Annotated in this window: 16 protein-coding genes; 5 read left to right on the top strand and 11 right to left on the bottom strand. The window is 62.9% G+C overall.

Features of this window, described 5'->3' with window-relative positions:
- The first annotated feature begins 113 nt into the window (after positions 1–113).
- A complete protein-coding gene (locus AAFH49_RS10015) occupies positions 114–2,723 on the top strand; it encodes a pectinesterase family protein (RefSeq protein WP_342297760.1) in 2,610 nt (869 codons plus the stop codon).
- Positions 2,724–2,931: 208 nt separating this feature from the next.
- Here the strand turns inward: AAFH49_RS10015 and AAFH49_RS10010 are convergent, their stop codons facing one another.
- Positions 2,932–5,448 (bottom strand): TonB-dependent receptor, encoded by a 2,517-nt coding sequence (locus AAFH49_RS10010; RefSeq protein WP_342297758.1) that lies wholly within the window; start codon positions 5,446–5,448, stop codon positions 2,932–2,934.
- 397 nt (positions 5,449–5,845) lie between these two features.
- On the opposite strand from AAFH49_RS10010, the gene AAFH49_RS10005 reads away from it, so the two are divergent.
- Positions 5,846–6,877 carry a LacI family DNA-binding transcriptional regulator gene (locus tag AAFH49_RS10005; protein WP_342297756.1) on the top strand — a complete coding sequence of 344 codons (1,032 nt, stop codon included), beginning with the start codon at positions 5,846–5,848 and terminating at the stop codon, positions 6,875–6,877.
- 78 nt (positions 6,878–6,955) lie between these two features.
- On the opposite strand, the gene AAFH49_RS10000 is transcribed toward AAFH49_RS10005, so the two are convergent.
- The 3 genes from AAFH49_RS10000 to AAFH49_RS09990 all read right to left on the bottom strand — a co-directional run bounded on the left by AAFH49_RS10000 (position 6,956) and on the right by AAFH49_RS09990 (position 11,651).
- Positions 6,956–9,505: a TonB-dependent receptor gene (locus tag AAFH49_RS10000; protein ID WP_342297754.1), complete on the bottom strand. Its 2,550-nt coding sequence runs from the start codon at positions 9,503–9,505 to the stop codon at positions 6,956–6,958.
- A 158-nt stretch (positions 9,506–9,663) separates the two neighbouring features.
- Positions 9,664–11,100 (bottom strand): hypothetical protein, encoded by a 1,437-nt coding sequence (locus tag AAFH49_RS09995; RefSeq protein WP_342297753.1) that lies wholly within the window; start codon positions 11,098–11,100, stop codon positions 9,664–9,666.
- Positions 11,101–11,234: 134 nt separating this feature from the next.
- On the bottom strand, positions 11,235–11,651 hold the full coding sequence (locus AAFH49_RS09990) for a hypothetical protein (protein WP_342297751.1): 417 nt from the start codon (positions 11,649–11,651) through the stop codon (positions 11,235–11,237).
- Between the two features lie 329 nt (positions 11,652–11,980).
- On the opposite strand from AAFH49_RS09990, the gene AAFH49_RS09985 reads away from it, so the two are divergent.
- Genes AAFH49_RS09985 through AAFH49_RS09975 form a run of 3 tightly spaced genes read left to right on the top strand, consistent with a single transcriptional unit; the run spans position 11,981 to position 15,346 of the window.
- Positions 11,981–13,261 carry an efflux RND transporter periplasmic adaptor subunit gene (locus tag AAFH49_RS09985; protein ID WP_342297749.1) on the top strand — a complete coding sequence of 427 codons (1,281 nt, stop codon included), beginning with the start codon at positions 11,981–11,983 and terminating at the stop codon, positions 13,259–13,261.
- Positions 13,262–13,285: 24 nt separating this feature from the next.
- Positions 13,286–14,107 carry an ABC transporter ATP-binding protein gene (locus tag AAFH49_RS09980; protein ID WP_342297747.1) on the top strand — a complete coding sequence of 274 codons (822 nt, stop codon included), beginning with the start codon at positions 13,286–13,288 and terminating at the stop codon, positions 14,105–14,107.
- An 18-nt stretch (positions 14,108–14,125) separates the two neighbouring features.
- Complete coding sequence (locus AAFH49_RS09975; protein ID WP_342297746.1) at positions 14,126–15,346, top strand: ABC transporter permease; 1,221 nt, start codon at positions 14,126–14,128, stop codon at positions 15,344–15,346.
- Positions 15,347–15,548: 202 nt separating this feature from the next.
- On the opposite strand, the gene AAFH49_RS09970 is transcribed toward AAFH49_RS09975, so the two are convergent.
- The 7 genes from AAFH49_RS09970 to prmA all read right to left on the bottom strand — a co-directional run bounded on the left by AAFH49_RS09970 (position 15,549) and on the right by prmA (position 24,914).
- Positions 15,549–16,442, bottom strand: coding sequence for an alpha/beta fold hydrolase (locus AAFH49_RS09970; RefSeq protein ID WP_342297744.1), 894 nt, complete (start codon positions 16,440–16,442; stop codon positions 15,549–15,551).
- A 179-nt stretch (positions 16,443–16,621) separates the two neighbouring features.
- Positions 16,622–18,121 carry an acyl-CoA synthetase gene (locus tag AAFH49_RS09965; protein WP_342297743.1) on the bottom strand — a complete coding sequence of 500 codons (1,500 nt, stop codon included), beginning with the start codon at positions 18,119–18,121 and terminating at the stop codon, positions 16,622–16,624.
- 136 nt (positions 18,122–18,257) lie between these two features.
- Complete coding sequence (locus AAFH49_RS09960) at positions 18,258–19,874, bottom strand: sodium:solute symporter family transporter (RefSeq protein ID WP_342297741.1); 1,617 nt, start codon at positions 19,872–19,874, stop codon at positions 18,258–18,260.
- Positions 19,875–19,982: 108 nt separating this feature from the next.
- On the bottom strand, positions 19,983–20,987 hold the full coding sequence (locus AAFH49_RS09955; protein ID WP_342297740.1) for a 3-oxoacyl-ACP synthase III family protein: 1,005 nt from the start codon (positions 20,985–20,987) through the stop codon (positions 19,983–19,985).
- Positions 20,988–20,991: 4 nt separating this feature from the next.
- Positions 20,992–21,735, bottom strand: a complete 744-nt coding sequence (gene fabG / locus AAFH49_RS09950) for a 3-oxoacyl-ACP reductase FabG (protein ID WP_342297739.1) — start codon at positions 21,733–21,735, stop codon at positions 20,992–20,994.
- 330 nt (positions 21,736–22,065) lie between these two features.
- Positions 22,066–23,847: a T9SS type A sorting domain-containing protein gene (locus AAFH49_RS09945; RefSeq protein WP_342297737.1), complete on the bottom strand. Its 1,782-nt coding sequence runs from the start codon at positions 23,845–23,847 to the stop codon at positions 22,066–22,068.
- A 236-nt stretch (positions 23,848–24,083) separates the two neighbouring features.
- Positions 24,084–24,914 carry a 50S ribosomal protein L11 methyltransferase gene (gene prmA, locus AAFH49_RS09940; protein ID WP_342297735.1) on the bottom strand — a complete coding sequence of 277 codons (831 nt, stop codon included), beginning with the start codon at positions 24,912–24,914 and terminating at the stop codon, positions 24,084–24,086.
- Between the last annotated feature and the right edge of the window lie 75 nt (positions 24,915–24,989).

The raw sequence follows: 24,989 nt of genomic DNA, 5'->3' as shown, positions 1-24,989 counted from the left end.
GGGAACGTTGCCGGCAACGATTGCATAAATAAAGCGGCCTGCCCCAGCGCCTATTGGGCCGGGCCGTGGGTAATATTTGATAGAATTCTCACCCAACACCACACCCTATTCCTATGTCCAACTTTTTCTCTACACGCCTCTCCTGGCGCGGCTCGGTGGGCCGCTTCTGGATGCTGCTGGGCTTCATTGTGCTGGCGGCAGCCGGGCGCGCGGCGGCCTACGACGTGACCGTGGCCGCCGACGGCACCGGCAACTTCACCACCGTGCAGGCCGCCATCAACGCGGCCCCCACGGCCCGCACTACGGTCTACACCATCTTCATCAAGAATGGCCGCTACCGCGAAAAAATCAACATTCCGGCCACCAAGCCCTTCCTGCAATTGGTGGGCGAGAGTGTGGCCAACACCATCCTGACCTACGACGACGGCGCCAGCACGCTGGTGGGCGGCGTGGCCCTGGGCACCCAGAATTCGGCCAGCTTTTCGGTGAGCGCGACGGACTTTTCGGCCCTCAATATCACCTTCGAGAATGCCTTCGGCGATGGCTCGCAGGCGGTGGCGGTGCTGGTGAATGCCGACCGCGCCGTGTTCAAGAACTGCCGCTTCTTGGGCAACCAGGACACGCTGTACGTGAAGGGCTCGGGCACGCCGCAGCACTACTTCCGCGACTGCTACATCGATGGCAACGTGGACTTTATCTTCGGCAGCTCGGTGGACATTTTCGATAACTGCGTGATTTATGCCAAGTCGCGCGCCACCAACGGCGCGTCGTACATCACGGCGGCTAACACGCCCCCCGGCCAGGCTTTCGGCTTCATCTTTCACAACGCCAAAATCCCCTCCAACACCGGGGCCACGCTCTATTACCTGGGCCGGCCCTGGCAGAACTCGACCGGCAGCGTGCCCCTGACGCAGAACAAGGTGGTGTTCATTAAGCCGGTGATGGGCTCCAACCAGATTCAGCCGGCCGGCTGGACTATCTGGGATGCCGGCACCGACACCAACATCATCACCTACGGCGAATTCCGCCCCCGCTACTTTGCCGGGCGCAACGTGAACACCAGCCAGCGCGTGAGCTGGTCGCGTCAGCTGGCCGTGGCCGATACCGCCCAGTACCAGGCCAGCAGCGTGTTCAGCGCCTGGAACTACTGCGGCGTGGCCGCCAACATCTGCACCACGGTGGCTCCGGATATTGCGGTGTCGAACTTCCGCGCCACCAAGGGCGCTACCCAAACCACGCTGGACTGGAACATCAGCTGGGCCATGACCGGCATTAAGTACGACCTGCTGCGCTCGTCGGACAACGTGACGTTTAACCAGATTAACACCGTGACGGCGGCCAACGACTCGACCTACAACTTCCAGATGACCGATGCGCTGCCCACCGCCGGCAACGTGTACTACTACAAGCTGGTGGCCTCCAAGGCCGGCAAGACCACGCACACTACGGCCACGGCCATCGTCTCCAGCGTGGCCACCATCGTGACCAACGCTACGGCCCTGGGGCCGTTTGCCCAGTACCAGACCGGCACCTCGGCGGTGCAGACGTACTCGCTCTCGGCCACCAACCTCACGGCCAACCTGACGGTGACGCCCCCGGCCGGCTACGAGATTTCGCCCAACAGCGGCACCACCTGGTACGGCAGCACCACGCCGCTCGTGCTCACGCCCACGGCCAATACCGTGGCCGCTACCACCATCAGCGTGCGCCTGAACGCGGCCACGGCCGGCACCTACGCCGGCAACATCACCCACACCAGCACGGCCGCCACCCCGGTGAACGTGGCCGTGACCGGCACCAAAGTGAACACGCCCGCCCCCATCTCGGACCCGCTGAAGTGGTGGTCGTTGAAAGTAAGCGACCAGGACAGCGCGGCCATTCGCTCGGCGGCCACGTCGGCCAGCGTGCCGTTGTTCAAGCGCCTGGTGCTGTCCAACGGCACGACGGTGACGGCCTACCCGGCCCGCTCCACGCGCTACGGCCAAGCCTTCGCCGCCACGGCCGATGGCCTGTGGAGCGCCACGGCCGGCGGCCCTGGCAATGCCGTCGACCGCAAGTTTTACGAGCAGTTCACCATCACGGCCGGGGCCAACCGCGCCGTGCGGATTGACTCGGTGCTGCTGTGGTCGGCCTTCTACAACACCACCGGCAAGCTGGCCGTGGTGTATTCGAAGAGCAACTTCACCACCGACTCGACCGACGTAACCGGCGGACGCGGCCCCGCTGGCGTGCTACTGACCACGGCCAATGGCGCTTTCGGCTCGCCCATCGCGCTGGCTAACCAGAACACCGGCACTAACCAGACCTACCGCTTCGCCCTGAACAACGCCCTGGGCACCACCCTGGCCGCCGGCCAAACGCTGACCATCCGCGTGTATTTCGGCTGCGCCAGCTCAAGCTCGGGCCGCTACGCCCTGCTGAAAGACGTGGTGCTGAAAGGCCAGGCCAGCGTGGTTACCGCCACCCAGTCGGCCAAAAACGGCATGAGCCTGAATGTGTACCCCAACCCCGCCGCCGCCACCGCCACGGTGGCCCTGACGGGCTTCCAGCACGCGGCCACGCTCACCGTCCTCAACGCCCTGGGCCAGGTGGTGCACCGCCAGGCAGTGGCCACTCCCGCCACCCCGGCCGCCCTCGACCTGGCCAAGCTGGCCCCCGGCGTGTACCTGCTCCGCGTGAGCAACGCCGACGCCACCCTGACCCAGCGCCTGGTGCGCGAGTAGCGCGCCCCGCGGTTATTCAAACAAAAAGCCCTGCCGGAAACTCCGGCAGGGCTTTTTGTTTGAATTGAAGATTACAAGCCTGAGCAAATGCTTCCGCAACTCAGCGGAGGGCACCCCGCGCCCGCAGGGGGTCTTCCGGAATGTTCCGGTGCCATGGTTGCGGGCGTCGGGGGCACCCCGGAATGTTCCGGGGTGCCCCGGCGGCAGCTTACTTACCTTTCACCGTGAGCGTGCCGCTGCCCGTGGCGGGCACGCCATTCAGGCTCAGGCCCTCGGCGGCGGCCTGGAAGGTGCCGCTGCCGTCGGCGGTGAAGAAGTGCAGGTCGGCCTCTCCCTTGGCGTTGGTGCGCACGAGGGGGTTCCAGTAGAGGGTGCTGGTGCGCGGGTCGGCGGGCGGGTTGGTGAGCAGGGCGTTGTAGCGGGGCTGGTAGAACTCGCGCGCCTCGGCGAAGCCCGCCATCTTCACGATGGCGATGCCCGGCGCGGGCGCTTTGTCATTGCCTTTGTAGTTGGGGTCGCCGCGCTTGGTATAGATGGCAATGGCCCCGCCGCTACCTCCAAAAATGGCAGCTTCGGCCCCTTTGAAGACCTCCACCGATTCGACGTTGGTAGCCGGCATGGTGGAAATTAAGTCAAGGTCGACCTTCATCCCATCCAAAATGAAGAGCGGCGTGCCCGAACCCCGAATCTGGACCGACATATCCGGCGGGTTGCCGGTAATGGTGAGGCCGGCCACGCGGCCTTGCAGGAGCTGCAGCACGCTCAGGCCCGACTGCGCCGACGGAATGTCGGTGAAGTCGACCACCGTGCCACCCGTGGCCCCGTAGAGGCGGCGCGGGTCGTCGGCGGGCACTTTCACGCGCTTGGCCGTCACGGCCACGTTGCTCAGGTTGATGTTGCGAATGGCTTTCTCCGGATGCAGGTCCAGGTCGGCGGCCTGGGCCTGGCGGCTGCGGCGCACGAAGGCAGCCACGCCCGCCGGAGCGGCGGCCAGCGAGGGCAGCTGCGGTAGCGTCTGGGCGGGCACGTCCGGGCCGGCATCGGGCCGGATGATGACGTTGGTGCCGCCCTGCGACCGCCGCGCCTGGAGCGTGATGAGGGCCGTGTCGACCACTGGAAAACCGACGAAGCTGAACCGGCCCGTGGCATCGGTGGTGGCGGTGGTCACGTTTTTGGCCGGCCGCGTTTGCAGGAAGGTGAGCTGGCTGTTGGGCACGGGGCGGTTGCCGTGCTCGCTCAGCACCTGGCCCACCAGCGTGATGTCGTGCTCGGGCCCGAAGCGCACCACCGGCGGCTGGCCGGCCAGCACCTGCTTCCACACAAAGCGCCGCCAGCCCTGGGTCAGCAGCAGGTCATCCAGCGCCAGGGCGGTGCCGGCGGTGGGGCTGCGGAAGTAGTAGCCCGGGTTCTCCACGTAGCCCGCCAGGTCGGAGGTCAGCAGCAGGTTCGAGGCAATGGTTTCGGCGTTGGGGTCGAGGGCGCTGAGGCCGGCATCGCTCACGCCGAGCGAGAAGTTGGCGGCCACCGGCTGGCCGGCGGCATCGGTCACGCGCACGGCCAGCTGCACCGGCGCGTGCGGGCCGTAGCTGGGCTGGTCCGGGGTGATGCTGATGCGCAGCCCGGCCATCCCGTTCTGGGCAAAAGCCAGCCGCTCGCACTGCGGCGTGCCCTGCGCGTCAAACAACGTGAAATGCACGATGCCGTTGGGGTAGTTCTTCTTGGGCATGCGCCAAGCAGCGGGCGCATCGCCGGTGAAGGTGCGGGGGCCAGGGTAGGCCACCACGCCGCGCACCTGCGTCATGAGTTGCACGGGGCCGGGCGCGGGCGCGCCACCCGTGCCCCGGTAGCGGGCTTCTACCAGGAAGTTTTCGCCGCCGTCCACCACGTGCAGGGTGTAGCCGCTGGGCTGCACGGCGGGCAGCGGGTAGTCGGCGGTGCTGCCGTCGGGCAGGGTGAGGTGGGCATGGTAGCGCTGGCCGGTGCCGGGCACGAAGGCAAAGCGCCCCATGCCCGCGTGCCGGCTGCTGAAGGCCGATACCACCACGGCATTTTTCTCATTTAGAATCTGGCCGCGCACGTCGAGGCCCCGGCCGCTGGCGTCCACGGCTTTGCAGGCCACCACGGCGGGCAGGCCCTCCACGAGGTAGCCGCCTTCGGGCATAAACTGCACGTCGGGGCGGGCGGCGGCGGCGGCGCGGGCGCGGGCAAAGGCCGAAGTGGGCGCGGCCGCCGTGCGCGGCTCCTGCGGGCCAATGGGCGAGGCCGGCCACACGCTCAGCCGACGGCTGTACACGAACTCGTCGCCGGCGTTGCGCATCCAGTTGGTGTAGGCGCGCAGCACGTAGGTGCCGACGGCCAGGGTATCGGAAATGACGAGGTCGCCGCTAGCGCGGCCGCCCTGCAGGCGCAGGGTGCGGCGGGCCACCACCTGGCGCTCGGGCGAGAGCAGGTCGACGTGCAGCACCTGGTTGAGCGAGTCGAGCCGGTGCGCCGAGGCATCCACCACGTAGGCGCTGAACCAGATGGTTTCGCCGGTGCCGTATACCGGCCGGTCGAGGTGCAGGTACACTTTTTCCTGGCGGGCGGCGGTGTAGAACTCGGCCAGCTGCCGGGCAATGCGCGGCAGCAGCCCGTCCTCGGGCGGCCGCAGCCGAAACGCGGTGAGGCCAATGGCTACGGCCAGCCCGGCGGCCAGCATTCCTTTTTGCACACGCACTACTTTCATGGTTGAATTCAGTCGAAAAACTGCCGGCCCCTACGCACGGGCCGGCCGCTAGATTACCGCACAAAGATGGCGACGGCATGAAGCGCAGCCTACTTTCCGGCCCGGTTTCGGGCCGGGCCACCGGTATCAGGAGCCCTACTGCCGGGGTTTTAGCTGCACCTTGGCCAGAAAATCGGTACTCTTGTTATAGATTTGGGCTGCTGAAGATTTCCTGAGCGCCCACCCGGCGGCGGCTACTGCGCCTAGTCGTTGGCAGCCGAGGCGGGGGCGGGCGGGCTGGCAAGCCGTGGGTTTGCCCAATCAGGGAACCATTCGGCCCGATAATCCGGTAGTTAGCCCAGGGCCAGTGGCCCCGGCAGCGACAGCCGACATTTGTACTTCCTTACTCTAAACGCGCTTGGACCCCGTCACCATCAAGGATATCGCGCACGCTCTGAACCTGTCGACTTCGACCGTGTCCCGGGCCTTGCGCGACAGCTACGAAATCAGCCCCGAAACCAAGCGGCTGGTGATGGAATATGCCGAGCGCCTCAACTACCGGCCCAACCCCATTGCCCTCAGCCTGAAGGGCAGCAGCAGCAAGGCCATCGCCGTCATCGTGCCCCAGATTGCGAATAACTTCTTTTCGCAGGCCATCAACGGCATCGAGGCCATTGCCTACAACCGGGGCTACCACGTCATCATCTTCCAAACCCACGAGAGCTACGAGCGTGAGGTAGCCAATGTGCAGCAAGCCGTGTCGCGCCGCGTCGATGGGCTGCTCCTCTCGCTGTCCAGCGAAACTTCGGACGTGAAGCACCTCAAGGCGCTGGTCGACCAGGGCATGCCGCTGGTGCTGTTCGACCGCGTGGCGGCCGGCCTCGATGTGACCCAGGTGGTGGCCGACAACTTCGGCGGGGCCTACGCCGCTACCTCGCACCTGCTGCAAACCGGCCGGCGGCGCATTGCCCACCTCACCATTCCGCTCTACCTCAGCATTGCGCAGGAGCGGCTGGCCGGCTACCGCGCGGCGCTGGAGCAGTACGGCGTGCCTTTCGATGAAAACCTGGTGCGCTACGGCACCTTCGGCCCCGACGAGGCCGGCACCCTGGTAGACGAGCTGCTGGCCCTGTCGTCGCCGCCCGATGCCTTTTTCACGGCCAGCGACCGGCTGGCCCTGGGCTGCCTGGGCGCCCTGCGCCAGCGCGGCATCGACGTGCCCGGCGAAGTAGCCCTGCTCAGCTTCACCAATTCGCAATCGGCCCACCTGCTGAACCCGCCGCTGAGCACCGTGACCCAGCCGGCCCAGGAAATCGGCCAGCTCGCCGCCGAGCGCCTCATCGAGCTCATTGAGCGCAAGCACAAAAGCACCGGCCCCAGCGTGATGAAACTGCCCACCACGCTGGTGGTGCGCGAGTCATCGAGCCCGGTGCCGAAGCTGGTGAAGTAAAAATCATAACCCATAAAAAAAGGCCCACCGAATAATCGGCGGGCCTTTTTTTATGGGTTATGAGAACTGATTACGGCTTTATTTCGAGCCGATGGCCGGCAGCATCACCTTCAACTCAGCCGAATACAGGCGGCCGATGAAGGGCGAGGCCACGAACTCGCGCATCTTGGTATCGAACAGGTTCACGACCTGGGCCGAGGCGGTGAGGTAGGAGTTCACCCGGTAGCCGGCGCTCAGGTCCACGGTGGTGAAGCCGCCGAGGGGGCCGTAGTTCCAGGTGCGGCCGTAGCGGGCGTTTTCCTTCACGCCGAGCGTGGGGTTGGCGGCGGCGGCCACGTTGATACCGGAGTAGAAATCGTAGGCCTGCACGTAGCGGGTGAAGATGGAGCCGAAGAACTTCTTGCCGCTATAGTTCAGGGCCAGGCTGCCTTTGTGGGCGGGCGTGTTGATGGGCAGGTCGATTTCGTCCTGCACTTTGCCGTCTTTGTTGCCGTCGTTCTTCAGGTCGTCGTGGTCGAGCTTGAAGCCGAAGTACGAGTAGTTGAGTGCCAGGCTCAGCGACGACGAGAGGTAGTAGCTGAAGCCAAAATCAGCCCCGTAGGTATCAACCTGGCCGAAATTGACGTAGGTGAGCACCGTGGCCGCACCGGTTTCCGGCGTGCCGGGCACCACGTCCTTCATGGCCACGTCGCCGCGTTTCACCACTTTGCGGCCCAGCGTGGCAATGTTGATGGCTGGGCTCAGGAAGTTCTGCGAGCGGTTGTAGTAGGCGTTGGCATCGATGAAAAACTTGGGCGTCACCTTGCCCTTGTAGCCGATTTCCACGGTCTTGATGGTTTCCACTTTCAGCTTGTCAATCACGGTGCCATCGCTCAGGGTGAAGCCCTGGCCGTTGCCGAGCAGCAGGCCACCGAAGAGGTAGCCGTCGAGGTTGAGGATGGTGGGGGCGGCGATGCCCTGGCCGTAGGTCAGGCGCAGGTTCTGGTCGTTGAGGGACCACACCACGCCGCCTTTCGGAATGAAGTTGAAGCCGTACTGGTCGTGCTGGTCGGCGCGGGCGGCGGCGATGAGCTTGAAGTGGCTCGGCAACGTCAGCTCGCCCTGAGTGTAGAGGCCGATTTGGTTGATGACGATGTCGCCGTCGCGGTCAAACAGGTACGTGTGCTCGCTGAATGCCATATCGCGCTGGTACTGCGTGCCCACCACAAGGTTAAAAATGCCGAACGTGTTGTTGTACTGCACTTCGCCGTTCACCCGGCGCGAAGCATCCTTGAACACCGCGCCACGCTGCAAGGCCACGCCGGCGGTGGGCGTTTTGCCAAACCACTGCTCGGTAAAGGAGCGGCTGCGGGCCTCGTCTTCGCTGAAACCGGCATCCTTGAAGCTCAGGTAGTTCTGGGTGCGCTGGTTGATGGCGTAAGTGTCAGCAGTCTTGCTCCAGGTGTTGTACACCTGCGCAAACCAGCGCGGCGATACGTAACGGGCGTGCAGATACTGCACGCTCCAGTCCTTAATCTGGTTGCGGCCGGCGTTGGTCTGGGCCAGAAAGCTCGACTGGTTGCCGCCATAGGACAGGATGATGTCGGCCTTGTCGGTGAGGCTGTAGTAGAGCGCCGCCTCGCCGTGCAGGCTCTTGAAGGTGCGGTCCAAATCAATCTCGGGCGCGGCGTGGAACTGGCCGGTTTTGGCCGGGATAGCCGGCGTGGTGGGCGTGGCCGGCACCGCCGGGCTGGAGAAGGCGGTGTTATTGTAGTAAACGGTATCGACGTAGGGAAAATCAACGCCCCGCGTGTACTCGCCCGTCACCTTGAAGGCCAGCTTAGAATTGAGCACCTGCGCGTGCCGGAAACGACCCGAAAACACGCTCTGGTTGCCCAAACCCAGCGCCACCGTGGTGCCAGCCGAGCGGCGCGGGTCCTTGCTGATGGTGTTCACCAGCCCGTTGTGCGCATTCGGGCCATACAGCGCGGCCGACGGCCCGAGTACGACTTCAATGCGCTCAATATCCTCCTTCACTACACTGGTGAGCGGCCCCAGCGGCAGGCCGGTGGCGATGAGCGTGGATAGCCGCGCATCGTTCATTTGCAGGTTCTTGGGATTGAAAGCGCTGTTGAAGCCGCGCACGTTGATGCCCGTGCCCAGCACGCCGGTGCGGATGTAGTCGACGCCCTTCTGGCGGGCCAGTAGCTCGCCTACATTGAAGGACGGCAGCTCGTCAATTTGCTTGGCGGTGATGAGGTCGATGGTGGCCGGAGCTTCGGTGAGCTTTTCGGGGCGGCGCGAGGCCGATACCACGACTTCGCCGGCCATGACGGTGGTTTGGGCCAGGCCGATGGTGCCCAAATCAACGACATCGGAACCGACTTCAACGGTGCGGGCCGGCAGGGCTTCGTAGCCGATGGAGGACAGCACCACTTTGTAGGTGCCCGGCTTGAGGCCGGTGATGGTGAATTCGCCGGCGTTGCCGCTCGACGTGCCCGTGGTGGTGCCGGCGATGAGCACGCTCACGCCCGGCAGGGCTTCTTTGCTGGTGGCATCGGTGACGCGGCCGCGCACGCCGCCGCCCTGGGCCGCAGCCCCCAATGCCTGAACCAGCAGCAGAAAAAGGAGTAAAAATCGAGAGGCCATATGCGTTGGGATTGAAAGAGTTGGTGGGATTTTGAGTCGGAGTGCAGTAGTGGGACGAATCTACCGGCCGCCTTCACCCAATGCCTTCCCACGCCTCAAATAAGCGCGGTGGACTTAACCGCCGTCGGCCGCGCCACCTCCCCGCAAACGATTGTTTCTCAAACCGTTTCCCCCGCCTGCAACAGCATGGACCGAATGCGCCCGCACAAGTGTGGAATGCAGGATTTCACCTCATTCAACTGGTCTTCGAGCAGCCGGCGCTTGTGCGGATTGCCGAAATGCGGCTGGCCGGCGCTGCCAATCAGCGCCACCAGCTGGTCGTCGTCAATCTCATTCTCCACATAGCGGCTGATGTGGTAGTACCACTCCAGCGTGGGCACGTAGTTGGGGCGGGTGCGGTAGTCGGTCTCCTTGGCCAGCAGGTGGTGGCGGTGGCAGGCGCGCAGCAGCTTGTCGTACTTCTCCTGCAGCACCAGCGCCTGGAAGTAGGCCACGAAGAAAATGTGCCAGCGGTGGGCCAGAATCTCCTTGGCATTGTCGCGCAGGAAGCTGTCGGCCAGCTTTTCGCCGTCGGCGGGCTGGCCGTTCAGGTTCAGGCACTTGATGTAGAAGGCCATGAAGCCGATTTTGTTGCGCACGTTGTTGGTGTGCCGCACCGACGGAAACGACTGCTTCATGAGGGCCAGCGCCTCGTGGATTTTGCCCTGCCGCAGCAGAATCGCGCTGTAGTTGTTGAGGTAGTGCAGGTGGTCGGTGTTCTTCTGCTTGATGCTGAGGTAGCCGAACTCCTCGGCCTGCTGCAGCACATCGAACTTGGAGTGCAGCAACACGCTGTTGGCGTAGTAGTTGAATAGGATGCGGCGCGAGTAGAACATTCCCTGCCGCAGCATGCCATCCAGGGCCTCATACACGGCCTTCAGCTTGTCGAATTCCGAGTAGTTGAAGTACAGAAACGTGAGCCGCACCACCGCGAAATAGCGGTTCAGGCCATCCAGCGTATCGTCGTAGAAGGTGGCCAGCAGCCAGGGCTCCCACTGCCGGCTCTCGGTGGCATTGCGGGTGTACTGGCTTGTGATGTCGAGCGTGGCCTGGTGCAGCTGGCCAAACGTGGCCTTGCTCTGCTCGTACGCCGCCCGCTGCTGCTCCACAAACTGGGCCACCAGCTGGTGCTCCTTAAAGCGCATCCGCACCAGCAGAAACTGCTGGTAGCTGAGCGTCAGCTCGTAGAATTTCACGAAGTAGAAGGCCGGCTTGTCATACCGCACAATGGCCTGGAGCAGCGCCTTTTCCTCGGCCGGGCCGATGGAGTCGGTCATGATTTGCTGGTCGAGGGCGTTGAGGTGCACCAGGTGCTTGTCCACGTCGATGCTGGCCAGGCGCTGCTGCACCCACTGCATCAGGTTGGAATACTTGCGCTTGTCGATGCCGGGCCGGAAGGCCACCGGCGTGCGCGGGTGGTGGCAGTTGTAGGCCAGCGTTTCGAGAATCTCGCGGTTGTCGGCATCCTGAAACTGCTGCACCTGCTGCAGCCAGGCCACTTCGTGGGGCAGCACATCGGCGGCAAACTCGGCGAACTTCTCTAGTTTCTTCTTCACAGAATAGCGGCGTGGGTGGGCGGGGCGTCCAATTTACCGGAAATTCTGAGGGGTTGGTGGGTGGCGGGGTGAGGGCATAAAAAAAGCGCGGGGTTAGCGCGCTTTTTTGGGTTGTTTGAAACGGCAGGAAAAATTCACTGACAATCATTCAATGTCTTTTCTCTGTAGATGATGTACTCATATAGATTCACTATATCATCTTCTATTCGGTATAAGTAATAATGGTCTTCGGGCACTGCTGGTGTTACCATCAGCCTTACTTTAATGGCTTTACCCCGCTTGCTATCAAGTGTTTCTCGGAAATTTGTATCGACCACAATAGCAGCAGCAATTACTTCCTGTTTTCTAAACTTATCAGCAATTGCCTTCTCCAATAGAGCTATTGCATCCGCCGATTCAGGGTACTCGCCTCCTGGGTATGCAGCCAATGGCACAATGTCTCCCTGCTGATTGAATACACCTCCAAAAGGCCAGAATTCTTTCGCATCAGCTAAAAAAATCGTCGCATGTTGGACCATTGTGCGGAGTAGTTCAGCAATTTTTTCTTCCACAACGCAAAGCTTCTAATGAAGCACGATGATACGCACCCAAAGCGAATCCCTCTACCGCACAAGCGCCGCCACCAATTTATTAAACTCGGTCGCCTGCTCGTAATGCACGAAATGGCCGGCTTCGGACAGCAGCACTTGCTGGGCATTTGCTCTTCACAGAATAAAGGCGGCAACATCAGGCACTAGGCCAGGAGTCATGATGTTACCCAAGGTCATGGTCCCAGCATGCGGGAAGAAGCCATTGGCATTTCAGCCCCCATTGAAGGACGCTATCCGTGCAACATGCCTGACCAGCCATGTCCGCTCCTGCCTTTCCCCCGCCCATTACCGTGCCTCCGCCTGCTGCTGCGCGCGCTGCGCCGGCAGTAAAAGCGTCTGCACCGGAGTTGGCTTCGCCCACGGCGGAGCCCCAACCGAACCGGCCACGCCGCGCTTGGGTCTGGGTGGTGGTGGGCCTGTTGGTGGCGGCTGGGGTAGGCGGGTATTTTTGGCTGCGCCCGAGCGCCAATCCCTGGCAGTGGTACACCGCGCCGGTGGCCATCGCGCCGCTTGAAAAAACCGTGACTGCCACCGGCACGCTCACAGCCGTGCGCAAGGTGGAGGTGGGCACGCAGGTTTCAGGCGTGATTTCGGCCATTTACGTGGACTTTAATTCGCCCGTGCGCAAAGGCCAAGTAATTGCCGAGCTGGACAAAACCAGCCTGCGCTCGGCGCTGGCTGATGCTACCGCCGCGCTGGCAAAGGCCCAGGTGCAGACCAGCCAGACCCTGCGCGATTTTACCCGGTCCAAGGCGCTGTACAGCAAGAGTTTTATTTCCCGGGTGGAATATGAAACGGCCCGTAATGCCTACCAAACCGCTCTATCGGCCCAGCATTCGGCCCAGACCCAGCAGGACCGGGCGCGCATCAACCTGGGCTATGCTACCATCAAGGCCCCCATTTCCGGCGTGGTGGTCGACCGGCGGGTGGATGTGGGCCAGACGGTGGCCGCCAGCTTCAACACGCCCACGCTATTCACCATTGCCAACGACCTGACCCAGATGCAGGTGGAAGCCGCCGTGGATGAGGCCGACATTGGGCAGGTGAAAACCGCCCAGCCCGCCCGCTTCACGGTTGATGCCTACCCCGGCCGCACGTTTCGGGGCCAGGTGCGGCAGGTGCGCCTGCAACCCACCATCCTGCAAAGCGTGGTGACGTACACGGTAATCATCGGCGTGCCCAATGCCGACCGGGCCCTGCTGCCGGGCATGACGGCCAACCTGACCATTGCCACCGCGCAGTACCCGGCCGCACCTACGGTGCCGACCGGCGCTCTCAGCTTCACACCGCCCACCAACTTTCTAAACTCGGCTACCCGGCCGGCCCCGACTGCCAAAACCCGCTCGGCCAATTGGGGTACCGTGTGGGTGAAGGAGGGAGAAGAGCTGAAGCCGGTGCGCGTACGCGTCGGCGCATCCGATGGCCTGCACACGCAGGTAGCCGGCCCCTTGCGCGCCGGGCAGTGGGTAGCTACCGGGCAAAACCCCGGCAAGCCCAAGCCCAAGTCAGGTAGCCTGGTGCCGGCATTTTCGGGTGGTGGTGGGCCCGGCCGGCGTGGCCCGGGCATGTAAATCAGTCCTCTTCAGCTCAAGTCCATGACGACCACAGCCCCACTCATCCAGCCCGCCTTGCCTACGGAAGAGAAGCCCAACGGGCAGGCTTCCGAACGCGCATCGCGCCCCTTGCTATCGCTGCGCGGCATCACCAAAACCTACCAGACGGGCGACGTAGTGGTGCACGCCCTACGCGGCATCGACCTGGATGTGCCTACCGGCCAGATGTTGGCCATCATGGGGGCCAGCGGCTCGGGCAAAAGCACGCTCATGAACATCATCGGCTGCCTGGATGTGCCCACCAGCGGGCAGTACTGGCTCAATGGGCAGGACGTGGGGCAATTGGACCGCGACGAGCTGGCTGGCCTGCGTAACCACCAGCTCGGCTTTGTTTTCCAGGGGTTTAACCTCCTGCCCGGCACCTCGGCCTATGACAACGTGGAACTGCCCCTGCTCTATGCCGGAGAAATGCCGGCTGATGCCCGCCAGCAGCGGGTGCAGGCAGCCCTGGCCGCCGTGGGGCTGGCGGGCCGGGAGGAGGCGCTGCCCCATCAGCTCTCGGGCGGGCAGCAGCAGCGCGTGGCCATTGCCCGGGCCCTCATCAACGACCCCGTGCTGATTCTGGCCGATGAGCCCACCGGCAATCTCGACACGCGCACCAGCGTGGAGGTAATGGCCATTCTGCAGCGTCTCAACACCGAACGCGGCATTACGGTGGTACTCGTGACCCACGAAAAAGACATCGCCGTCTTTGCCGACCGCATGATAGTATTCCGCGACGGCCGGATTGTGACCGATGCGCCGGTACCCGCCAGGCAAACTGCTGCCGAGGTGCTGACCCGGCTGCCCGCGGTTGAATCCTGACCCCTCAGCCCCGTTGCCATGCGCCTGTTCGACCTCTTGAAAATCACCGCCCGTTCGCTGCGCAAAAACAAGCTGCGCTCGTTTCTCACCACGTTGGGCGTCATCATTGGCGTGGGCGCGGTCATTGCCATGCTGGCCATCGGCAACGGCACCCGCCAGAGCATTCAGCAGCAGATTGCCAGCCTGGGCACCAACGTGATAACCGTCACGCCCGATGCCGGCGCGCAGGGTGGGGTGCGGCAGGAAGCCGGCACCACGGCCACCCTCACGCAGGCCGATGCCGACGCCCTGGCAGCCAATGTCGGCCCCGCCGTGCGCTACGTTTCGCCGGCGGTGCGGGCCACGGTGCAGGCGCTGGGCAGCGGCCGCAACTGGCGCACCAGCGTCTTTGGCGCTTACCCGAATTACTTCGACATTCGGGCCCTGGCCTTGCAGGCCGGCACCCGCTTCACCGCCCGCGACGAGCGGGTGGCCGCCAAAGTATGCGTGGTGGGGACCACCGTAGCGCAGTCGCTGTTCGGTACCACCGACGTGGTGGGCCAGCACCTGCGCCTGGGCCCCGTTCCCTTCCTGGTTATCGGCGTGCTGGCCGAGCGCGGCCAAAGCAGCACCGGCCAGGACCAGGACGACCTGATTCTGGCTCCGTTTTCGACGGTGCAGAAGCGCATCCTGGCCGGCACCACCATCCGCCAGATTTTCCTCTCGGCCCGGAGCGAGGAGCTTATCCCGGCCGCCACGGCCAGCATCGGCGAGCTATTGCGGCAGCGCCACCGCCTGGCTCCCGGTATCGCCGACGATTTTACGGTACGCACCCAGGCCGATATCAGTGCCACGGCCAATACCACCAGCCGCTCCCTCACGGCGCTGCTGGCCAGCGTGGCCGGCATTGCGCTGCTGGTGGGCGGCATCGGCATCATGAACATCATGCTCGTATCGGTGACGGAACGGACGCGCGAAATCGGTATTCGGCTGGCCATCGGGGCCACCAGCGGCGACGTGCTACGGCAGTTTCTATTCGAAGCCGTGGTGCTGAGTTTGGTCGGGGGGCTGCTGGGGGTAGGTTTCGGGATAGTGCTGGCCCAAGTGGCTGGCCGCGTGCTGAACCTGGCCATTACCATTTCGGCGGCTTCGGCGGCGCTGGCTTTTGTGTTCAGCTCGGCGGTGGGCGTGTTCTTTGGCTGGTATCCGGCCCGCAAGGCCGCGCGCCTCAATCCGATTGATGCGCTGCATTATGAGTAGATGCCTGGCGTCGAGTCTCAGGTATCGATTTGCAAGGAATAATACTTGGATGATTGCTGAATAACTAGGTATTGGCAGGTTTTGCTGATGGCGCGAGTTTAGCGTAGCGTAACTCGCGCCAGCAAGGGGGCACCTCAACTAGCCTTACCTCAGTAGTAACCCAATCGTTTGTCATGCAGCGCGGCGTTCTGCATGATGTTTATTATTTTACAAACGCCGCCACCAGCTTATTAAACTCCGCCGCCTGCTCGTAATGCGCGAAATGCCCAGCCTCGGGCAGCAGCACTTGTTGCGCGTGTGGCAGTTTCGCAACCCCAGCGGCCGCCACCTGGGACGTGGTAAGCTGCGGGTGTAGCGCCCGGTTGGGAATCAGAAAATCCTCGGCCCCGAACACCACCAGCGTGGGCTGTTGCACCTGCGGCAGGCGCTCGAAAATGGGCCCGTCGAGCATGCCGGCCATGCTGTTGACCACGGTGAGGGCGTAGAGGCCGAAGTCGTCGCACTGCATCATGCGCAGGCGCTCGGTTATCCAGAGGTCCACGGCCGGGGGCATATGGTAGAAGTTGTACTTGTGGTTGGTGCGCACCTGGGCCTCGGGCGTGTGCTGAATGGACGCCACCGTGTAGAAGGCGCGCAGCTGCTCCCGCTCGGGCGCGGTGAAGGTTTCGAAGCCGGCCGGCGAGGTGAGGACCAGTTTTTGGGTATCGGCGGGGTACTTCAGGGCCAGCGTCACTGCTATTTGGCCGCCCATACTGTGGCCCACCAGCGTCACGTTTTTGAGGTGCAGGCGCTGGATAAACAGGTGGATGACCTCGGCGTAAAAATCCATGGTGCCGGGGTAGTGGCCCTTCGAGGATTTGCCGTAGCCCGGCAGGTCGAGGGCCAGGCAGCGGCTGCTGCGGCTCAGCTCCGGCAGGGTGCGCTCCCAGGCCCGCACGTAGCTGCTGAGGCCGTGGATGAAAATGAGGGTGGTGCTGCCCTTGCCGGCATCCACGTAGGCAATGTCCAGCGAATCGGCCAGCGCCACGCGGTGCTCGGGGAAGCCGTAGGGGCCGATAACCTGGCGGATGGGCTCGGTTTGCGTTGGGAGAGACATCGCCGGTAAGCTTGCGGTGAGAAGGAGAATGAATAGAACGACTGTAGAAACGCGCCCCTTGACTAACGCCGACCTTCGGTTCGCGTCTCGGCGTTGAACGACTGGCGTTGAACGATTACCTAGCGGCGCTGACGCTGAGACGCGAAGGTTCGCGTCCCTACATCGTTTTAAAAAATCGTTCATACCGCAGCCTGAAGGGCTTTTTTATTGATTTTCCCGGTGTCGTTCTTCGGCAGCTCCGCTACCAGCTCCAGGTACTTCGGCACCTTGAAGCGGGCCAGGTTGCCGGCGCAGTAGGCTTGCAGCGCTTCGCAGGAAATATCCAGCCCTTTGGTCACGACGAACGCCTTGCCGACTTCGCCCCACCGCTCATCGGGCACGCCGATTACGGCCACTTCCGACACGCCGGGGAAGGTGAGCAGGAACCGCTCAATCTCGGCCGGGTACACGTTTTCGCCGCCCGAGATGTACATATTTTTGATGCGGTCCATCACGAAGAAGTAGCCGTCCTCGTCGCGCCGCAGAAGGTCGCCGGAGCGGAACCAGCCGTCGGGCAGGGCCTTGGCGGTGGCTTCGGGGTCGCGCCAGTAGCCGGGCGTGGTCATGGGGCCGCGCAGGCAGAGCTCGCCCACTTCGTTGGGGCCTACTTCGTGGCCCTGCTCGTCAATGAGACGGGTTTCGACGTAGAAATTGGCCCGCCCGATGGAGCCGATTTTGCGCACGGCATCGTCCTGGTGCAGCGAAAACAGGTTGGGGCCGACTTCGGTGAGGCCGAAACCCTGGCGGATTTTGATGCCCTTGCGGTCCCAGGCCCGGATGACTTCCAGCGGCAGTGCCTCGCCTCCCACGATGAAGTAGCGCAGGCTGCCGAGGTCGGAAGTGGCGAAGGCGGGGCTTTCCATCATCATCTTGAGCATGGTGGGCACGCCCATGAAAATGTCGGCCCGCTCCTGGTCGAGTAGGGCCAGCAGGCGCTCGGGCTGGAATTTCTTGAGCAGCCCCACCGTGGCCCCGCGGTGCAGAAACGGCGTGAGCAGCACATTCCAGCCGCCGGTGTGGAAGGGCGGCATGCAGTTAATGGTCACGTCGCCGGGCGTGATTTCGAGGCTCAGGCTGGTGTTGAGGCTGTTCCAGAGCAGCATGCGGTGCGTGTAGAGCGCGCCCTTGGGGAAACCCGTGGTGCCCGAGGTGTAGAGGATGAAAACGGGGTCGTCCTCGTCGGGTTCGGGGCCGGCCCAGGCGGGCTGTGACGTGACCAGACCGCGCTGGCAGAGGCCGGCCAGATTTTGTAAGGGCCACACCTGCGGCACGGCGGCCAAGCCCGGCAGCGCGAGGGCTTTGTCCTGAAATTGCTCTTCGTAGATGAGCAGCGCGGGCTCGCAGTTGCGCACCAGGTAGTCGATTTCGCCGCCGGCCAGCCGGTAGTTGATGGGCACGAGGATGAGGCCGGTTTTCTGGGCGGCCACGAACAGGGCCACGTATTCAAGGCAGTGCTCGGAGAGGACCATGATGCGGTCACCCTTTTGCAAGTGGTGCGTGTGCGTGAGCTCGGCGGCGAGATGATTGGCGGCCTGATTGAGTTCGGCGTAGGTGTAGGCGCGGTCGGTGTCCAGTTCCTTCAGCGCCGTTTGGTGCGGGGAGTAGAGGGCCCACTTGGCGACCCAATCTTTGGTGTACATGATGCGGTGGGAATTTTGGGGAGGAATAAAGCTGCTCGGCCGGCTGGAGACTTGGGCAGCCTAAAAGAACGTCATGCTGAGTGCAGCGCAGCGGAATCGAAGCATGTCGCTCGCTTTTTTAAAGCGTAATTGATTACTACTGCGGCAGAGATGCTTCGGCAAGCTCAGCACGACGTTCAACACTTGATTGCACCAGTATTTGCGTTGTTGCCAGAGGCAATTCAGCCGCTCCTGCTGCTTCATCAACCCCCACCCTACGCCGCGCCAGATACAGCGCCCCGCCCACCGCCACCGAGGCCATAATGCCCAGCGCGGCCGACACGCCCGGGTTGCGCACCGGGGCTTGCATGTAAGGCGTGAGCCGCCCGAAATACACCGCAAAATGAACCAGCAGCGCCGTGACAGAGGCTACCGTAACCGCCATTCGCGGGGCATCGCGCAGAAAAATCCCGAAGCAAACCGGCACGAAAGCCGCCGCGAAATAGGCGTACACTCCCGTTTGAGCGAAGATGGCCACGCTTAGCTTGGCATTCACAAACTGGTCGTAGGACAGCCAGATGGCGATGCCGCCCAGCGCCGCAATCACGGCCCGGTTCAGCAGGATTTCGCGGCCGAAACCGCTGGTGCCGGCGAAGGCCGTAGCCGGCAGCAGCGGCTTGATGATGTCGGCCGTGATGGTGCTGGAGAGCGACTGAATCAGGCTTTCCAGCGTGGAAATGCCGGCCGAAATCAGCCCCAGAATAACCAGTAGACCGATGTAGACAGGAAACTCGCGCACTACGTAGGCCGACATAATCTTGTCCATCTTCAGCTCCTGCCCATTCAGAATCATATTTGGGAAGGCCAACCGCGCATACAAGCCCACAAACACCACCGAGAAAAATACCGTGAGTACCAGCACCGCCGTAGTGAGGTAGCGGTTTACGTCCTTTTCGCTGTCGAGCAGCAGGGATTTGGTGATGAGGTGGGGCTGGCACACGATGGCCGTGCCGATAACGATTTGGCAGATGATGATTTCAAAGTAGTCGCGGAACAGGTAGCTGCCGGGGTTGGTGGCGTGCGTCAGGGCGGGGTCGATGGCGGCCAGTTTGGCGATGAAGCCGTGCACGCCCTGGCTGAAATGCTCGTAGCCCGAGGTGAGCAGCACCACGGCCACCAGCAGCTTCAGCGAGGCCTGAATGGTGTTGGTGTACACCATCGAATTAGCCCCCCCAAACATCATGTACCCGAAAATGAACACCACCACGCCCACCAGCACCGGCAGCGGCGGCACATTCAGCGCGTTGCTGAGCACCTGCGTCAGCCCCACGCAAATGAGCACGATGAAGGTGATGAGCAGCAGCGACAGCCATCCGAAGTAGCGCGTGAGCCCCGGGCTTTGGAATCGCGAGCCAATCCATTGAGCCAGCGTGTGGGCCTTCACCGTCTGCCCGTGCTTGCGGAAGCCCTTGGTGAAAACCACCAGCGACACCATCGAAGCCAGCGGCATCACCACGCCGAAGGAGAGCATGGCGCTCAGGCCATTGATGGCCACGAAGCCGGGATTGATGATGAACGTGGCCGCGCTGGTCATGGAGGCCGCCAGCGAGAGGCCCACGGCCACGGGCGAAAATCGCACGGAGCCCACCGCGTAGTCCGACATACTCCTTATTTTCAGCGCACCGCGCACCACGAAGAAGAGAATAACCGCCGCGTAGCAGGCCAGCAGACTGGCCGTGGCGGTTACTTGTTGGGGAGTAGCGATGCCGTGCATGGGTGGGAATGTAGCGCGGACTTTGTAGTCCGCGAGTGAGCAGAGTAACTATTTTAAACCAGCCAAACGATGGCGGGTGGCACCCAGGCGCGGGCTAAAAAGTCCGCGCTACATCCGAAATGCCGCGCCGGCGAAGGCCAGCCCGCCGCCCGAGCCAATCAAAAACACCAGGTCATTTTCTTTGATATCGCCGCTAGTTACCGCCTTATCCAGCGCCATCGGGATGGCGGCCGAGCCGGTGTAACCGAATTGCTCCATGATGAGCGGGGCTCGTTCGTGCGGCACGCCCAGCCGGTCCAGCGTTTCGTGGATGGCGTGGATGTTGAGCTGCGTCATCACGTAATGGTCGACCTCACAGGGGCAAACCTTGATATCGCCCCCCATTTCCTTCGCCAGGCGCGTCCAGATATCCGGGTTGATTTCCTTCGGGAAGCGGTGCACGAACTTCAGCTTATGGTCGTTGCGGGCCAGTACCTCGGCCGTCACAGGTTGGTTTGTAGCCCCGGCATAAATGCCCATCCAGCTGGTGTACTGGCCTTCGGTGTGCAGACGGCTGGTGAGGAAGCCCCGGTCGGTATTCTCGGCCGAGGTGAGGAGCACAGCCCCGGCTCCGTCGGCAAAGAGCGTGACGGTCTTCTTATCGGTGAGGTCGAGGTACTTGCTCATGGCGTAGCCGCCGATGACTAGCACACGGTTATAGCGCGTATCCGAAACAACGTATTTAGCGGCCACATCCAGGGCCGTCACGAAGCCGGCGCAGGCGGCGTTGAGGTCGAAAGTCCCTGCTCCCGTGGCCCCCAGCCGGTGTTGCAGCACGGCGGCGGTAGAGGGCGACACGTATTCCGGCGTGTCGGTAGCCACGATGAGCAGGTCCAGTTCTTCGGGGCGCACGCCGGCGCGGGTCAGCGCCTGCCGGGCCGCGTGCTCGCAGAGGTCGGCCACTGATTCATCGGCGGCGCACCAGCGGCGGGAGTGAATGTTCACATTCTGGCGCAGCCAGGTATCCACGTCCTCGCCCAGCAGCTCGTTGAAGTAGCTGTTGGGCAGCACCCGCGCCGGAGCGTAGGAACCCGTGGCGGTGATGAGTGCGCGGCGGCCGGTAGCAGTCTGCATGGCGCTATATCGTTACGGCCCCGTCCACGCTCAGCACCGTGCCGGAGATGAAGCCGGCTTCGTCGGAAGCCAGGAAAAGGTAGGCGCTGGCAATATCCTCGGGCGTGCCCAGGCGGCGTAGCGGCGTGCGGCCTTTCAGCATATCAATGACTTTTTCCGGAATGGAATCAATCATATCGGTGGCGATGAAGCCCGGCGCTACTGCATTCACCGTGATGTTGTATTTGCCCAGCTCGCGGGCCAGCGTCTTGGTCAGGCCGATGAGGCCGGCTTTGGTGGCGGCATAGTTAGCCTGTCCGAAGTTGCCGTACAGCCCCACCACGGAGGAAGTATTGATGATGCGCCCGCTCTGTTGGGCTTCCATAAACGGGGCTACGGCCTGGGTGCAGACGAATACGCCGGTCAAATTCACATCCAGCACCTGCTGCCACTGGGCCAGCGTCATCTTGCGCAGCGTGGCGTCACGGGTGATGCCGGCGTTGTTTATCAGCACGTCGATGCGGCCGAACTGCGCATGCACGGCCTGGGCGGCGGCGGCAATCTGCTCGGGCTGAGTGGTGTTCACGATGGCCATCACGGCGTGGCCGCCGGCGGCTTCAATCTCGCTAAGCGTGGCTTCGGCTTTGGCCTTGTCAATGTCCCAGATAACCACTTTCGCGCCCTCGGCCGCGAAGCGCAGGGCCGATACCCGCCCGATGCCGCTGGCCCCGCCGGTGATGATGACTACTTTATCCTGTGCTCGTTTCATGCTGGTTCTTAATGCAGCATGAAAGTACCGGGGGCCTATACCGGGCGGTCTAAAGTTTCGAAGAAAACCCGGGTGGACTTAAGCCATTTTTTCGCAACCATGTCAACACAAGACTTTTTCTATCACCCACTTGCCCCCACACCCAAGCTCACCGACCAGCTAACGGCGACCAGGTTACGCAGCGGCTATTTGTCGTTCAGCCGCAGGCGAAACAGCAGGTCTAAGCGGCCGGATTTTCTCCCCTTTCAGCATAGCAAAGCCCCGGCCCGATGGCTCGCACCGCAGTGCAGCAACCATCAGGCCGGGGCTTTTTCGGTTTGGGTTAAGCGCCTACTCGTGCGCGCACTTGGCGGTGAGGCTCACGTTGGCATCGGTGTACACCAGCAGATAATTGCCTTTGGCCAGATTGCCGAGGTTGACGGGCGTCGAAACACCGCCCACGGCGGGCGTGAGCGTAGCCACGCGCTGGCCCACAAAGTTGTAAACCGTGATGCGCGCCTCAGCGCCGGAGCGCGGGTGCTCCACGGTGAGCTGCTCGGCGGCGGGGTTCGGGAACAGGTGCAGGGGCTCCAGCACGGCACCGGTGGGCTTGGTGCCCGTCACCACGGCCACGAGGCCATTGAGGTAGTTTTCGAGGTTGGTGTAGCCGTTGGCGGCGATGAGCTGGCGGTCGGCGGCATTGTTAGGATTGAGGCCGTTGGCGAGTTCGTAGGCGTCGGTCATGCCGTCGTGGTCCGAGTCGGCGGGCGCGGGGCCGCAGCTGAGCACGGGCCATGCCACCTGCGAAGTGGCGATGGGCGTGCGGGCCGGGAAGCCGCCCTGCACGTCAATCAGGCCGCCGGTGCGGTTCTGTACATCATTAATAATGCGCTGGTCCAGGGCATCGCGCACGGGCAGCACGCAGCCCACGCCCTGTAGCACCGAGGCGTAAGCCGCCGTCGCCGTTTGGGTATTCATGGGGGCTATGTTGAACGGCGTGAGGACTTTCGACTGCACGGTATCGGCCAGGGTACCGCCCTGCATGGTGGCCCCTTTCCAGTTGGCAGCCGTAATGGCCGGGTAGCTATCCACGTAGTTGCCGGTCATGTAAATCTGGGCATAAGGCAGCAAGGGAGCCGTGGTCTGCTTGTAAGGGTTCACCGTTTTGAACTTCGCGCTATTGCTCGTGGTAGCGGGCCCGTATTTGTAGTAGTTGTTCACCATGTTGTAGTTGCCGCCCTCGCCGCCGTACACATTGTTGGAGCCCCAATCGTAGATGACGTTGTTGCGGAAATCACAGTTCTCCGAGCCGATGGCCGCGCCGTAGCGGGTGCCGTTCCAGCGCGGGGTGCGGCTGTTGCAGTGCGCAAACAGGTTGTGGTGGAACGTGGCCCGCCGGCCGCCCCAGATGCCGCCGTAGCCGTGGCGCTCGTAGTCGGTGTCGCCCGTTTCGAAATGGTAGGAGTAGTTCAGCGGTTCCGAGATGAGGTTCCATTGCAGGGTCATCGAGTCGTTGGTGGCACCGTAGAAGGTGAAAGCCTCGTCCATGCTCCAACTCATAGTGCAGTGGTCCACCACAATATTCTTGCGCTCGGTGCTGCTCAGGGCATCCTCATCGCCGTTGCCATTGGTCATGCCGATGCCGGTTTGCTGCGGGTAGGCATCGCCCGTGCGGAAGCGCACGAAACGGATAATCACGTTGTTGCCGTTCACCGTCACCTGCCGGTCGGCCAGGCAGATGCCGTCGCCCGGCGCAGTCTGGCCCGCGATGGTGGTATTGGCCGGAATATTCATCCGGGCCGTGAGGTGGATGGTGCCGCACACCCGAAACACAATGGTGCGGTACGGTGCCACCGCAGCCGACTGGCTGATGGCGTAGCGCAGCGTGCCTTGGGTATTGGTATCGGCCAGGCTCGTCACCTCATACACCGTGGTGGGCGTGGCGGCCCGGCCCCGGCCGCCGCTCACAAACCGCCCCGCCCCTTCCACGCCGGGAAAAGACAGCTGCTGGGCCTGTACCGGCGCGCTGGCGACCAGGCCGGCCACCGTGGCCACGAGGCCCAGGCCAACCCGCGCCGCCGACCGGCCGGCGGCAAAACGAAGCGAAGAAAATGGAGCGGAGAGTAAAGTCATTGCGGGAAATAATGGGAGTCCGATGGAAGAATAGCCGGAGCAGCGCCGCTCCTCAACAGGAATGCAAGCCCGGCAATTCGGTATGATAATATTACGCCCGCAATGGCCCTTAATATGTTGCTAAGGCCCTTTTTATTCGCGCAATCGTTGCCGGGAACGATGTCACCCGGCCCGCCCAAACGCAGAACGTCCTGCTTCGGCTCCGAAGCAGGACGTTTCTTCATTATACCCTCATTCTATTCCTTCTCGAACACCGCCGATACCCAGCTGCGCAGGGTGCGATGGCGCTGGTAGCGCAGGCCGTGCTTGCTGGCCTCGGCCTGAATTTTGGGGAGGTCTTCCTCGTAGAAGCCGCTGAACAGGATGGGCCGGCCGCTGGGCAGCAGGCGGGCGTACTCGTGCATGTCCTCCAGCAGCACGTTGCGGTTGATGTTGGCCAGGATGAGGTCGAAAGGCTCCTCATTGGCGAGGGTTTCCACGCCGCCCAGGCGGCACTCGATGCCGTGGCAGTTGTTTTCGGCGGCATTGTCGCGGGCGTTTTCTACGGTCCAGGGCTCGGTGTCGACAGCCAGTACCTGGCGGGCCCCCAGCATTTCGGCCATGATGGCCAGGATGCCGGTGCCGGTGCCCATGTCCAGCACGCGCAGGCCTTTGTGGTCTACATCAAGCTGGTTTTCAATCATCAGGGCCGTGGTCTCGTGGTGGCCCGTACCGAACGACATGCGCGGCATTATCACAATGTCGTAGTCGACACCAGCCGGCTCGGGGTGGAACGGGGCCCGCACCGATACCCGCTCGGCAATGATGAGGGGCTGGAAATTCTTCTCCCACTCGGCGTTCCAGTTCTGGCGGGTGATGACGCGGTGCGAGTGACTCAGCTCGCCCTGACCCTCGTAGCGGCTCATGACTTCGGCCACTGCATCGGGGTTGAAAATATCTTCCGTAGTGTAGGCCTTGAAGCCGTCATCGGTGTCCTCAAAGGTGTCGAAACCCACTTCGGCCAGCTCAGCCACCAGAATGTCGGCCAGCTCGCGCGGTGCTTCGACGGTCAGTTCAATAAAATCCACTTCGTGTAATTATGAATTAAAAATTATGAATTATGAATTGAAAACCTTGGCTATAAGCTGACAAGCACACACCAA

This window comes from Hymenobacter segetis (assembly GCF_038448715.1).
GTDB classification, from domain to species: domain Bacteria; phylum Bacteroidota; class Bacteroidia; order Cytophagales; family Hymenobacteraceae; genus Hymenobacter; species Hymenobacter segetis.
Note: the sequence above shows the minus strand (reverse complement) of the source record. Positions and strands in the feature narration are given on the sequence as shown.